Here is a 14,252-nt window from a genome sequence, read left to right as displayed (position 1 = left end):
GGCGGTCCCTGGAAGACCTCGTCAACGTTGCAGGTCGTGGTTAAAGGACCGTAAAGCCGACAATCCTCGAATGCTCGGGACAGCCGATCGCCATCGCGTTCGCCGAGGTTCGGAAGCACTCTTCGTCACCGAAAACCGACCGCCCGACCCTAGACTTGTTGATCGACGATCTACAGTCGCTCGATTCAGATCGCGTTGCTTGTATCGATCACTGAAACGGAAAACGCCCGGGCTTCGAACCCGGGCGTCATCGGTCTCGATCGATCGGATCGTCAGCTGCGCTTGGCCAGGAGCTGCTCGATCAGCGAGCCGCCCTTCTCGATGGCGGCGAGCTCCTCGGCGACCGCGGCGACCGTCTCGCGGATCTGCTCGGGCGTGTGCTCCGAGGTCATGAAGAAGCGCAGGCGCGAGGCGCGCTCGGGCACGGCCGGGTGGATGATCGGCTGCACGTTGATCCCGCGCTTGTACAGCCGATCGGACAATGTCACCGACTTCAGCGAATCGCCGACGATCACAGGGATCACCGCGAGCCCCATGCTGGTCCCGGTATCGAGCCCGCGCTTCTTCGCGCAGGCGAGGAACAGGGCGCCGTTCTGGCGCAGGCGCTCGACCCGCTCCGGCTCGTCGTGCATCACCGCGAGCGCGGCCTCGGCGGCGGCCGCGAGCGGCGGGGACATGCCGACGCTGTAGACGAAGCCACCGGCCGTGCACTTCAGGTACTCGATCAGCGTCGAGGCGCCGCAGATGTAGCCGCCGCAGGCCGAGAGCGTCTTCGAGAAGGTGCCCATCCAGATGTCGACCCGCTTCGGGTCGATGCCGGCATGCTCGAACAGCCCGGCGCCGGTTCGGCCGAGCACGCCGAGCCCGTGGGCGTCGTCGACCATCAGCCAGGCGTTGTAGCGCTCCTTGAGGGCGATGAAGCCGGCGAGGTCCGGCGCGTCGCCGTCCATGCTGTAGAGGCCCTCGATCACGATCAGGGCCCGGCGGTGCTCGTGCCGGGTCGCCTGAAGCAGGGTTTCGAGCGCGTCGAGGTCGTTGTGGGCGAAGGAGCGGCGCTGGGCGCCGGACAGCTGCGCGCCGGTGACGATGCTGTTGTGGATCAGGTTGTCGTGGAAGATCACGTCGCCCGGCTCGAGCAGCGCCCCGATCGTCGTGACGTTGGTGGCGTGCCCACTCACCATCACCACGCAGGCCTCGGTCTGGTAATGCGCCGCCAGCGCCTTCTCCAGGCTGAGGTGGCCCGGCCGCTCGCCGGCCACGACGCGGCTCGCCGACGACGAGGTGCCGAACTCGGCGATCGCCGCGCGGGCGGCATCCGAGATGCGCGGGTGGCCGTTGAGGCCGAGGTAGTCATAGGACGAGAAGTTGACGAAGGACCGCCCGGCGATGCGGGTGGTCGCGCCGGCCTTGGTCTCGTGGACGTGGAAGAACGGGTTGTCGAGACCGATCAGCTCGGCGGCCGAGCGCTGCAGCCGCAGCTCGCGGTAGCCGGGCAGGCTCGCGAAATCCTGCACCGAGGGATCGCCGACCTTCTCCGGCGCGCGGAGCGCGGTCGGCCGGGGCGCGTTGCGTCCCAGCCGGTTCGTCACGAAGCCCGCGAGCGCGGCGCGCCCCCCATCCGGCCGTGGCGATTGCGTCATGACAGGATCTCTTTGCTCTCGAGGCTCTTCTTCTCGACGAGATCCTGGAACGGCTGGAGCACCGCCGCATCGACCTCGCTGCCGACGTGCCTCGAAGCGAGGCTCAGGGCGACCCCGGCGGCCTCGTCCATCGGCGCCGAAACCGCCTGAATTAAGGACTCCGACAGCTCGTTGACGGTCATCCCAGAGGACAGGCCCGCCGGCGGCGAATCGAGGCCGAAGCGCTCCTGCAGGCTGGCGCCGAGCTCGACGCCCATCAGCGAGTCGAGGCCGATCTCGGAGAGCTGGCGCACGCGGCTGATGTCGTCCTTCGGTAGGCGCAGGATGCGGGCGATGTCCTCGACGATCGCGTCGGACACGGTCTTGCGCACCGCGTCGATGTCGTTGCCCTTGAGCAGCGTGCCGATGCTGATCGCGGCGACAGCGCCGGCCTCCATCTGCTGGTCGGAGCCGAGGTCGTCGTAGCTCGGCGAGCGCATGGTCGCGAGGCGCTCGCGCGTCTTGCCCCAATGCATCGAGGCGATGGCGAGCACCGCGTCGTCGGGCGCCGAGCCCTGGGCGCCCAGCGCATCGGCCATGAGGTCGAGGCAGCGGCGGGCCTCCATCGGCGTCACGCCGACGCGGCCGGCGAGCCCCTCCATCACCGTCTTGTTGCGGGCGAGCATGCCGACGTCGCCGATCGCGCCCCAGGCGACGGCCAGCGCCGGCAGCCCCCGGCGGCGGCGCTGGCGCGCCAGCCCCTCCATGAAGCCGTTGGCCGCGACGTAGGCGCCCTGGCCGGGATTGCCGATGAAGGTCGTGGCCGAGGAGAACACCACGAAGTAGTCGAGCGCACGGTCGCGCGTCGCGGCGTCGAGGTTCTGGGCGCCGATCACCTTGGGGCCGATCACCGCGTCGAGCGCGGCGGCGTCCAGGTTGGCGATCAGCCCGTCCTGCAGCACGGCGGCCGCATGGATCACGCCGGCGAGCTTGCGGCCCGACGCCTCGATCCCGGCGAGCAATGCATCCACCGCGACGCGGTTGGTGATGTCGCACGGCGTGGCCGCGACCGTCACGCCGCGGGCGGTCAGGTCGGCGACGACGGCCTTGGCCTCGTCGGACTCGGCGCCCTTGCGGCCGACGAGGAGGAGGTTCTTCGCGCCGCGTTCGGCGAGCCAGCGGGCCGCCACGCCACCGAAGCCGCCGAGGCCGCCGGTGATCAGGTGGACGCCGTCGGTCGAGACCGTGAAGGGCGTGTTGCGGGCGGTGAGGACGCGGCCGGGCTTCGGCGGCGCGATCACGATCTTCCCGACGTGTCCCGATTGCTGCATCAGCCGGAACGCGTCCGAGGTCTCGTCGGCGGTGAACGGCTGGTAGGGCAGGGGCTTGAGGCCGCCGTCGTTGAACAGCGCCATCACCTCGCGGAACATCCGTGCGCCGTCGTCGCCCTGGTGCTGCAGCACCTGGTCGAGGTCGACGCCGAAGTAGCTCAGGTTCCGCCGGAACGGACGCAGGCCGATATGGGTGTTGGCGACATAGTCGCGCTTGCCCAGCTCGATGAACCGGCCGAACGGCTTCAGCGCGTTGAGCGAGCGCTCCATCGCCTCGCCGAACAGGCTGTTCAGGACCACGTCGACGCCGGTGCCGGTGAGCGCGCGGATATCGTCGACGAAGGCGAGCGAGCGCGAGTCGAGCACGTGCTCGGCGCCGAGCGCCTTCACCAGCGCACGCTTCTCGCGCGAGCCGGCGGTGGCGATGACGCGGGCGCCCTTGAGCTTGGCGATCTGCAGGGCGGCGAGGCCGACGCCGCCGGCACCGCCGTGGACCAGCACCCATTCGCCGCGGCGCAGCCGGGCGCAGGAGACCAGCCCGTAATAGGCGGTGAGGAAGGCGACCGGCACGGTCGCCGCCGCCATCGGATCGAGGCCGGCGGGCGACGGCGCGACGACCAGCTCGGGCACGACGATGTGGGTCGAGAAGCCGGACTGCGCGAAGGCCACGACCGGATCGCCGACCTTGAACGCCTGGACGCCGGCACCGACCGCGACGACGCGGCCGGCGCATTCGAGGCCGAGGCGGGGGCCGGCGAAGCCGTCCTCCAGGATCTCCTCGGGCAGCATCGAGAGCGCCCAGAGCACGTCGCGGAAGTTCAGGCCGGTCGCCTCGACGGCGATCTCGACCTCGCCGGCACCCGGCGCGCGGCGGATCGCCGGCCCCCAGACCATCTCGTTGAGGCCGCCGGTGTTGCTGCGCTCCAGGCGGGCGGCCTCGGCCGGCACCGCCTCGGGATCGATCCGCCGGAGCGTGTGACCGGGACGGAAGCGGATCACCCGGGTGCGGTCGTCGTCCAGGACGATCTCGGTCTCTTGCGTGCCCGAGAGGATCAGGTCGCGCAGGCGCTCGGCCGCACGCTTCGAGCCGATCTCGGGGGCGAGGTCGATGCGGCGCACGTCGAGCGTCGCGATCTCGTTGGCCAGCGTGCGCGAGAACGCCCAGAACCCGGCCTCGACGGACGCGGCCTGCCCGCCGCCGTCGCGGGTCGCGCCGGGCGAGACCACCCAGAGCTTGGTCTGACGCGCGCCGAGATGCTCGGTGCAGCGCTTCAGGCTGAGGCAGCGTTCGCGCAGCCGCGCCGCGGCATCGCCGCCGCGGGTGAAGGCGCCGGCCAGGAACACCACCGTATCCGGGGTCTCGCGCTCCAGCTCCAGCAGCGAGGCCTCGGAGTCGAGGATGATCGAGACGTGCACGCCGGCGGCGACGAGCAGGGTCGCGAGCGACGAGGCGGTCTCGGCGGCGAACTCGTCGTCCGAGCCGATGACGAAGGCGAAGGTCTGCGCGGCGGCCTTGCCGGGCCGGGGCGGCGCTTCGGCGACGAGCAGGAGGTCGTCGCCGTTGACCGAGGCGGCGCGGTCGACCGCGACACTGACGAGCCCGGTGGCGCTGAGGGTGCGCTGCCAGCCCGGGATATCGTCGAGGCGGCCGACCGGCATGTCGCCGAGCCCGGCCTCGAACCAGCCGGGGATCAGGCCGAAGACGAGGTCGCGGAACAGCGAGGCGCCGGGCTCGACCGCCAGCAGCAGGCCGCCGGTGGCGAGCGCGTTGGCCAGCCGCTGCGGCAGGTCGCGTTCGCCGCGATGCAACGCGCCGCTGGCCAGGATCAGGTCGAAGCCGGCGGCCGGAAGGTCCTCGGCGGCCTCGATCACCGCGACGCCGCGGGGGAGGGCGAGGCGGGCGCGCTCCGCAAGGCGCCGGTCGGTGTCGAACACCGTGAGGCGCGCCTCGGCGGATTCGGCGAAGGCTGCGACCTGGGCGGACAACGGCCCGAAGCCGACCTGGAGCAGGCGGAGCGCCCGGTCCTTCGGCAGCATGCCGCCGCAGGCCTCGGCGATCCCGGCGACGACGTCGGCCGAGGCGCGGGCGGTGGCGCTGCGCAGGGTGAACGCGTCGAGCGCGTTCTGCGGCAGGCTCGGAGCCTCGGTGAGAGTGCCGGCGAGCAGGCGGTCGACCAGGGCGCCGACATCGGCCAGCAGGACCAGCTCGGCCGACAGCTCGGGATGGTCGGCCGCGATCCAGCGCATGATCTCGGTCGGCGCCGGCAGCGCGTCGCCGTCGCCGAGACGCCAGAGGTCGCCATCCTGCTCGGCGAGCCCGCTGCTTTCCAGGGCGTAGAGCGCGTTGACGAGCCACGGGCGCATCTCGTCCGGAACGCGCGCGTCGATCGCGACGGTGGCGCCCTGCTTCAGGCCGGAGGCGAGGCGGTAGGCGAGCGAGGTCGCCCAGCCCTCGAGCAGGAGATGCCCGGGCGAGAGCGGGGCGCCGGATGCGGCGCGGGCAGCCTTGGCGGCCGGCTTCAGCAGCGCGGCGATGCTCGACCGGCGGTCCATCGCGATCGCGGTCGGCTCGGTCGCGAGTTCCGCCGCTTGCGTGATCGCGTAGGCGGCGAGGTCGCCGCCGCCCTTGGCGCGCAGCGCCTGGAAGCGGCCCTCGCGGATGGTGGCGACGACCTCGCCCTCGGCGTCGAGGATGGTGAAGTCGGCCAGGATCGAGCGCTCGTTGCAGCGTCGGGTCCGGATGACGGCCCGCGCGATCGCGGCGCCGGGGCGCAGCAGCCGGACCTCGCCGAAGCGCACCGGGATGTAGGCCTTGCCGGCATTCTCGCCGAGCAGGTCGGCGAACAGCAGGATCAGCCCGTGGAAGCAGGCGTCGAGCCGGGCCGGCACGAGGCCGTAGCGCGGGTCGGCCTCGGCGGGAACGAGGTCGGAGACGATGGTGACGTCGTCGATCCGGGCGCTCGCCGCGACCTGGCGGAAGCTCGGGCCGAAGCCGAGCCCGGCCGCCTCGGCGCGCAGGTAGAGCTCGTCGCCGGTGAGCACGTCCTCGGACGGCATCTCGACGTCGGGCCGCACCGGCGGCGCGAAGGTGCCTTCGACGATCTTGGCCGAGGCATGCAGCTGCCACGGCGACGGGGTGAGCCGCGGGCGGCTCAGGACCTGAACCGCGTTGCCGGAGCCCGACATCCGCACCGCGACCTCGCGAAGGGCCTCCTCGCCGAACACCATCGGGGAGTGGATCTCGAACTCGGCGAGCACGACGTGGTCGCTGCGCAGGGCCTCGCGCACGGCGGCCAGGGCCATCTCGACGAAGCCGGCGCCCGGCATGATCGCCTGGCCCTCGATGCGGTGGTCGTCGAGCTCGGGGATCGTGGCGATGTCGGCGAAGCCGTGCCATTCCAGGCCGTCGACCTGGACGCGCGAGCCGATGAGCGGGTGGTACACGCGCGGGGTCGCCGCACCCAGGCTTTCGGTGGTGTCGCCGAGGCGGAAGGGGCGGCGCTGCCAGGGATAGGCCGGCAGGTTCAGGGCGCCGGCCGGCGCATCGCCGAAGACGGTCCGCTCGTCCACGGCCGCGCCCTGGACCAGGGCGGCCGCCAGCGCGCGGGCGATCGGATCGCCGCCGCTGGCCTTCTTGTGCATCAAGCCGACGGTGGCGTTGTCGATGCCGAGCGGCTCGATCGCGTCGCCGATATGCGACATCAGCGTCGCGCGCGGGCCGACCTCGACGAAGATGCGGGCGCCCTGGCGGGTCGCCTCCTGCACCGCCTCGCAGAAGCGCACCGGCTCGCGGATGTTGCGCCACCAGTAGGTGCCGCCGAACTGGCCGCCGTCGAGCACCGCGCCGGTCACCGTCGAGACCATCGCGGTGGTTCCGGGCGACGGCTTCAGGCCGGCGAGGTCGCGCAGCAGCGGCTTCTCGGTCGGGTCCATGAACCGGCCGTGGAAGGCGTAGTCGAGGTCGAGCTTGCGCCCGCGCCGGCGCTTGCGCGACAGCGCCTTGAGCGCGGCGTCGATCGCGGCGACGGGCCCGGCCACGGTGACGGCCTTGGGGCTGTTGTAGGCGGCGATGTCGAGGGTCGGGTAATCCTCGAGGAAGCCCTCGACCTCCTCGGCCGGCATCAGCAGCACCGCCATGGTGCCCTGGCCGCGCGTCGTCTCCTGATGATGGCTGCGGTAGAAGATGACCCTCACCGCCTGCTCGAGGCTGAGGATCCCGGCAGCCTCCGCCGCGGCGATCTCGCCGACGCTGTGCCCGAGCACGAATTTCGGCGCGAGGCCGGCCGCGCGGAGGGCGGTGGTCGAGGCGCTCTGGATCGCGAAGATCAGCGGCTGCGAGACGCTGGTCAGTGCCAGGCGCTCGTCGAGGTCCTCGGCGTCCAAAGCCGCCTTGAGCGACCATTTCGAGTAGGCGGCGAACAGCGTGTCGATCCGGTCGAAGGCCGCGCGGAACACCGCGTTCTCGGCATAGGCCTCGCGGCCCATCCCGGCCCACTGGCTGCCGTTGCCGGAATAGACGAAGGCGACGTCGGCCGCCCGGTCGATCGCGGTGCCGGTGAGCGCGACGGCCGAGTCCTCGGCCTCGCCGATGGCACGGAGCTCGGCGGCGATGTCGGCCTTGCCGTCGAGGGTGATCGCGAGGCGGGACGACAGGCGCTCCCGACGATGCGCGGCGCCGGCCGCGATCCGATCGGCCTCGGCAGGGCCCGCGGCGTCGAAGCGATCGGCATAGTCGAGGGCGAGCTCGTTGAGGGCGGCGCGGCTCTGGGCCGAGAGCAGCAGCACCTCGGGCGCGCGGGCCGCGGAGGCCGGCGTGGCCACCGGGGCCGGATCGGTCAGCACGACGTGGGCGTTGGTGCCGCCGAAGCCGAAGGAGTTCACGCCGGCGAAGCGCTGACGCGCGCCGCGCGGAATCGCCAGCGCCGTCTGCACCACGTGCAGGTTCATCTCGGCGAAGGGGATGTCGGGGTTGAGCTCGGCCGAGTGCAGCGACGGCGGCACCAGGTCGTGCTCGAGGGCGAGGCTCGCCTTGAGCAGGCCGGCGAGGCCGGAGACCGGCTCGGTGTGCCCGATGTTGGTCTTGATCGAGCCGATCGGCAGCGGGCTTTTGCGGCCCTTGCCGATCTTGCCGCCGATGGCGGAGGCCTCGATCGGGTCGCCCACCGGCGTGCCGGTGCCGTGGGCCTCCATGAAGGCCATATCGTCGAGGTCGATCTCGGCCTCGCGGTAGACCTGCTCCAGCAGCGCGCCCTGCGCGTAGCCCGACGGCAGCGAGATGCCGGTGGTGCGCCCGTCCGAGTTGACGCCGGACGCGGCGATCACGCCGCGCACGGTCGAGCCCCCGCGCCGCGCGGCCTCTGCCGATTGCAGCACGAGCACCACGCCGCCCTCCGAGCGGACGTAGCCGTCGGCGGAGGCCGAGAAGGCCTGGCACAGCCCGGTGCGCGACAGCATCTGCGCATTGGAGAAGCAGATGAAGTTGAAGGGGCTCGCCAGCACGTTGACGCCGGCCACGACCGCGGTGTCGACGCGGCCGGACCGGATCGCGGCGACCGCGTTGTCGAGGGCGACCAGGGAGGACGAGCAGGCGGTGTCGACGGTGAAGCTCGGACCCTTGAGGTCGAAGATGTACGAGATCCGGTTCGACAGGATCGAGAGCGTGTTGCCGGTCGCCGCGTAGGCGTCGCCCGACGGCACGTCGAGGATGCGCAGGTTGCCGTAATCGAGCGACGAGGCGCCGACGTACACGCCGATCGGGCTGCCGGCGACGCTCGAGGGGCGCATGCCCGCATCTTCCAGCGCCTCCCAAGTCAGCTCGAGCAGGAGCCGCTGCTGCGGATCCATCTGCTCGGCCTCGCGCGGCGAGATGCCGAACACCGCTGGGTCGAACGACCAGATGTCGTCGAGGACGCCGGCGGCCCAGGTGTAGCTCTTGCCGCGCTCCTGCGCCCGCGGATGCCCGAAGCGGTCCAGGGACCAGCGGTCCCCGGGAATGCGGCCGACGGCGCAGCGCGCCTCCGTCAGGAGCTGCCAGAGACCGTCGACGCTCGGCGCGCCGGGGAGCCGGCAGGCGCGACCGACGATCGCGATGTCAGTACGTTGTGTCACGTTTGATTCGCACACGCTCGTTAACGGAAAACGGTTCAGTCGCCGGCAAGACAGCCCCCGGGCCGATGCTTAGTATGGCGCTAAATCGCTGTCCAACCTGAGGAAGGGACGACGGCATCGAAGTGGCCGATTTGCGGTCGGCTGTGGCGAACGTTCATCAACCTAAGCTTTGCCGCACACTGATATCACCCCGCATCTGAGCCGATGAAACCGGGTGAATTTGTGTTGAGACCGCTGCATGATTGCCGCACGTCGCAACGACGTGCCGCCTGTCCCCAGGTCGGCGATGCGATCGCCATCGCGGGACGCGGATTGCCGGCTCAATCCAGCCGCGCTCGGCGATCGAACGCACGCCCCACGCCGGCGTAGCGGAAGCCGAGGCGCTCGACGTCCTGCACGCGATAGACGTTGCGAAGGTCGACGAGGACCGGCTCGGCCATGGTGGCGCGCAGGCGTTCGAGATCGAGCGCCCGGAACGCGTTCCACTCGGTCACCAGCACCAGGGCGTCGGCGCCCTCCGCGCAAGAATAGGGATCCTCGGCGTAGGCGATGTCGGGCAGGAGCCGGCGGGCCTGTTCCATCCCCTCGGGATCGTAGGCGCGCACGGTGGCGCCGGCATCCTGCAACCCCGCGACGATGGCGAGCGAGGGCGCATCGCGCATGTCGTCGGTGTTCGGCTTGAAGGTGAGGCCGAGCAGCGCGATCGTCTTGCCCCGCACCGAGCCACCGCAGGCCTGGATCACCTTGCGCGCCATCGCGCGCTTCCGCTGGTCGTTGACCGCGACCACGGTCTCGACGATCCGCATCGGCGTCCCGGCATCCTGCGCGGTCTTCACCAGGGCCAGCGTGTCCTTGGGGAAGCACGAGCCGCCGTAGCCCGGCCCGGCATGGAGGAACTTCGCGCCGATGCGGTTGTCGAGGCCGATCCCGCGGGCGACCTCCTGCACGTCGGCACCGACCCGCTCGCACAGGTCGGCGATCTCGTTGATGAAGGTGATCTTGGTGGCGAGGAACGCGTTGGCGGCGTACTTGGTCAGCTCGGCCGTGCGCCGTCCGGTGACCAGGATCGGCGCGGCGTTGAGGTAGAGCGGGCGGTAGACCTCGCGCATCACGCCCTCGGCGCGCGCGTCGTCGGTGCCGATGACGATGCGGTCCGGCCGCTTGAAGTCGTCGATCGCCGCTCCCTCGCGCAGGAACTCGGGGTTGGACACGACCCCGAAGGCGGCATCGGGCCGCGCCTCGCGGATGATGCGCTCGACCTCGTCGCCGGTGCCGACCGGCACCGTCGATTTGGTGACGATCACCGTGTAGCCGGTGAGCGCGGCGGCGATCTCGCGGGCGGCCGCGTAGACGTAGCTCAGGTCGGCGAACCCATCGCCGCGGCGCGACGGCGTGCCGACCGCGATGAACACCGCATCCGCCTCGGCCACCGCCGCGGCGAGGTCCAGCCCGAAGCCGAGCCGGCCGCTGCGCACGTTCTCGGCGACCAGCGCCTCGAGGCCCGGCTCGTAGATCGGCATGCGACCGGCGCGCAGCGCCTCGATCTTGGCCGGGTCCTTGTCCAGGCACACCACCTCGTGCCCGAAATCGGCAAAGCAGGTCCCGGAGACGAGGCCGACATACCCCGACCCGACCATGACGATTCGCATGCAACCTCCGTCGTCGGCTCGGGTGCGATCGCCGATTGCACTGCAGCATTACCCCGGATCGGACGTCCAGGGAACAGGCCGGAGAGCGCCCGCATCGGAACGCGTGCCGGGGAAGGCCGCAGACCTGCGTCGTCTTCTCGCACGGCCCACGATCCCGGCCACGGCTCAGAGCCGGTAATGCCCGGAAATCCGTGACAGATTGATGTTGTAGTAGGGATCGGCGCGCAGTCGCGCGCCCCAGCGCGCCTGCATCACCGCCGTCTCGCGCTCGAACCGCGTCCACTTCTCCGGAGTGTCCTCCGGACCGCGACTCTTCGACTCGTGGTGGACGAGGGCGGCGAAGGGCGTCCACACGATCCGGTAGCCGGCCGCGCGCACGCGCAGGCAGAGGTCGACATCGTTGAAGGCGACCTTGAGATCCTCGGCGTCGAAGCCGCCTAGGGCGGCGAAGACGTCGGCGCGCATTGCGAGGCACGCCCCCGTGACCGCCGAAACCTCGTGCGCCATCGTCATCCGCCCGAAATAGCCGGGCTCGGTACCATCGAGCCCGAGATGGCTGTGACCGGCGACGCCCCCGATCCCGAGGATCACGCCGCCGTGCTGCAGCGTCCCGTCCGGGTAGAGCAGCTTGGCGCCGACCGCGCCGATGTCGGGCGCGAGCGCGATCGACACCAGCTCCCGGAGCCAGCCCGGCTCGATCACCTCGACGTCGTTGTTGAGGAAGAGCAGCACCGAACCCGTCGCGGCCGCCGCCCCGCGGTTCGACAGGTCCGAGAAGTTGAACGCGCCGGGAACCGGGAGGACACGCAGGCGCGGATCGTCCCGGTATCGTGTGAACAGGGCGTGGGTTTCGGGCTCCCGGCTGTCGTTGTCGACGACGATGACCTCGATCGCCGGATAAGCGGTCCGACCGAACAGGCCGTCGAGGGTCACGCGCAGCAACTCGGCACGGTCCCGCGTCGGGATGATCACCGAGACACGGGGTACAGGATCGGGGAGGGGGCGCACCAGCCGGTTGAAGCCTGCGGGCCCACGCTCGGCCCGGCCGCCCCAAGGGGCGACGACCTCGGCGAGCGCCTGGAGGCGGGCCGCCTCGGCGCGGGCGAGCGCCCGGTCAGAGAAGGTGCCAGAACCGCCCGCCGCCCGCCAGTGATACAGCACCGCCGGGATGTGCCGGATCCGGGCGGGATCGAGCCCGTCGGTGAGGCGAAGGAGCAGGTCGTGATCCTGGCTGCCCTCGAAGCCGGGGCGCAGGCCCCCGACGGCGCGCAGGGCCTCGGTGCGGATCACGGTCAGGTGGTTGATGTAGTTCTGCCCGTACAGCAGCTCGCGATCGAAGTCGGCCTTGAAGTGCGGGTCGAAGCGGCTGCCGCGGCGATCGATCTTGTCCTCGTCGCTGTAGATCAGAACGAGGTCGGGATCGATGCGGATCGCCCGGACAACCTCGTAGAGGGCATGGGCGGGGAGCGCATCGTCGTGGTCGAGGAAGGCGCAGAACGGGCCCTGCGCCGCCGCCAGCGCGTCGTTGGTCGCGCGGGCGATGTGCCCGTTCTCCGACCGGCACGCCACGCGGATCCGGGGATCGGAAGCGGCGAACCGTTCGAGCAGCCTCGGGACCGCTGGGTCGGTCGAGGCGTCGTCTACGACGCAGAGCTCCCAATGCGGATAGAGCTGGGCCTGGACCGAAAGCAGCGCCGTGCGCAGGACCTTCGGAGCCGGATCGTAGACCGGCATCAGGATCGAGATCAGCGGCGGCGTTTCCCAGGCCGAGACCTCCGCCCGGATGCGGCGGCGCTCGGCCGGGTCCAGGGTGTCGGCTCGCCGGATCCAAGCGGCATAGCCGCTCTCGGTCCGGTGCCGCAGCGCCCGATCGAGGAACCCGCGCCCGCGCACCCGTTTTCCGAGGCTGCGCCAGTACACGGCCTGCACCGCGAGCCCAGGAGCACGCGCGAAGGCGCGGGCGACCAGGGCCGGACGCGTGCGGCGTCGAACGGTGATCCGGCTCGGATGCGGCGGCCTGCCGTCGGCGAGGTTCGCTATCCGTAGGGCGCGGATCGCGGCCGGGACCTGGCCGGTCCAGGTGGATACGCCGCCGCCGATGGCTTCGTCGGCGAGCGGCACGCCGGGCCGGGCATCGTCGGTGACGACGAGGCTCATCAGCGGGCGTGCCTCGCGGGGGGCGGCCGGGTCGTCGTACAGCGTGATGGTCACCCAGGCCCCGTCGAGGCCTAACCCTGCAAGGTCGAGGCGCAGCCCGTCCGCGTCGCGTTGCATCGCGAGCGTCCGCGTCGGTCCGCGTCCGAGGACGGTAGCCTCGATCTCCGCCACCTCAGTGATTCCAGCTCTTAGCGAGGGACATCAGCACCGCGTCCGACATGGCGATGTCGAACACCAGCATGTCGGCGACCGCCTTCACCGCGCGGAGGCGGTCGGCCAAGGCCAGCGCCTCGTTCGAGATCGGAACCGGCGCCGGCATCGGCACAATGCCCTCCAGCCCGATCTGGTCGAACAGGGTGGAGGCAAAGGCCTCGAAGTAGGTCCTGTGCCCGACGATGCCGAGGCGCGCGAGGATCTCGATCGCGACGATGGAATTGCCGGGGTGCAGACGGTCGTCGGGTAGGCGCGTGCCGAGCTGGCGGGACAGGGGATTGTAGAGGAGGTGATAGGCCGGCTCCGGGAGCATCCGGAAGAAGCGCTTCAGGCTCTTCGGGTCGGCGTAGTCGTACGCGTTGACGAACAGGGCCGCCTCGGCGTAGCGGCCGATCCGCCAGCCGGCATCCTCCTCGACCGCGGTCCGCGCCTTCAGCCACAGCATGCGCGTCGCCATCTCGACGTACGGGTCCTGGACCAGGATCGCCGACAGCATGCGCTCGGGTGGGAAGTACTGCTCGTAGCGCGGCACCACCAGCGCGCCGGACAGGAGCTGAGACGTCGGCGTCATGTTTCCCAGAACGCTGCTCACGATCTCGTCGGACAGCTTGTGGATGCCGAAGTAGGATTGCTGGAAGTACGGGAACAGCGCGTTCTGCAGGCCGACTTCGGCGTGGATGCCGGTGTTGATCAGGAGCACCCGCCGGTCGATCAGGCGCTCGCGCGGCACGCGCCGGTGGACCAGCACGTTGGTGTCGGCGTCGTAGAGTTCAAGGACCGGCATCGTCGAGAGGCCCGGCACCTCGGCGTCCCGCAGCTCGAAGACGCATTGCCCGGTCGAGTGCCAGCCGTTGTGCTGGAAGGCAGGCTCGGTGATCGTGGCCGCGACCTCAGCCAACCGCCGGCCCTCGACGGAGACCACGACTCGGCTCACCGCCAGAGGGTTGTCCGGGACGATCCAGCCGCGGATCACGTCGCCGTTGTCGTAGTCGATCAAGAACCGCATGTTCCATCGCTGCCGCGCCCGTGCTCCGGGCCCAGTCCTGAGCGAGGCGTCGCGCGCCGCCCGGGACCGCGCCATAGCGCATTTCCGTGGTCGTTGCAGCGCCGCCAGACCGGGCGAGCGGACAGGCGGCCGTCTCAGGTGGCAGGCTTCGCGGCCTCAATCGTCCAAT

5 protein-coding genes are annotated in these 14,252 nt (G+C 71.0%); all 5 read right to left on the bottom strand.

Going from position 1 to position 14,252, the window contains the following annotated elements; all coding sequences use genetic code 11:
• Nucleotides 1–272: 272 nt before the first annotated feature.
• The 5 genes from MKK68_RS14035 to MKK68_RS14015 all read right to left on the bottom strand — a co-directional run bounded on the left by MKK68_RS14035 (nt 273) and on the right by MKK68_RS14015 (nt 14,083).
• Nucleotides 273–1,640 (bottom strand): aminotransferase class I/II-fold pyridoxal phosphate-dependent enzyme, encoded by a 1,368-nt coding sequence (locus MKK68_RS14035; protein ID WP_147842541.1) that lies wholly within the window; start codon nt 1,638–1,640, stop codon nt 273–275.
• A complete protein-coding gene (locus tag MKK68_RS14030) occupies nt 1,637–9,058 on the bottom strand; it encodes a type I polyketide synthase (RefSeq protein ID WP_244030789.1) in 7,422 nt (2,473 codons plus the stop codon). The genes MKK68_RS14035 and MKK68_RS14030 overlap by 4 nt, the downstream gene beginning before the upstream one ends.
• A gap of 320 nt (nt 9,059–9,378) precedes the next feature.
• The gene (locus MKK68_RS14025; protein WP_147726145.1) at nt 9,379–10,707 is read right to left on the bottom strand and encodes a UDP-glucose dehydrogenase family protein; all 1,329 of its coding nucleotides are present in this window, start codon (nt 10,705–10,707) and stop codon (nt 9,379–9,381) included.
• Between the two features lie 165 nt (nt 10,708–10,872).
• Nucleotides 10,873–12,981, bottom strand: coding sequence for a glycosyltransferase family 2 protein (locus tag MKK68_RS14020; protein ID WP_244030782.1), 2,109 nt, complete (start codon nt 12,979–12,981; stop codon nt 10,873–10,875).
• A 55-nt stretch (nt 12,982–13,036) separates the two neighbouring features.
• On the bottom strand, nt 13,037–14,083 hold the full coding sequence (locus MKK68_RS14015; RefSeq protein ID WP_244030780.1) for a hypothetical protein: 1,047 nt from the start codon (nt 14,081–14,083) through the stop codon (nt 13,037–13,039).
• Between the last annotated feature and the right edge of the window lie 169 nt (nt 14,084–14,252).

The organism is Methylobacterium sp. E-016 (assembly GCF_022829745.1).
Classification (GTDB): Bacteria; Pseudomonadota; Alphaproteobacteria; order Rhizobiales; family Beijerinckiaceae; genus Methylobacterium.
The sequence above is the reverse complement of the archived record's forward strand: the minus strand, read 5'-3'. Positions and strand labels throughout refer to the sequence as shown.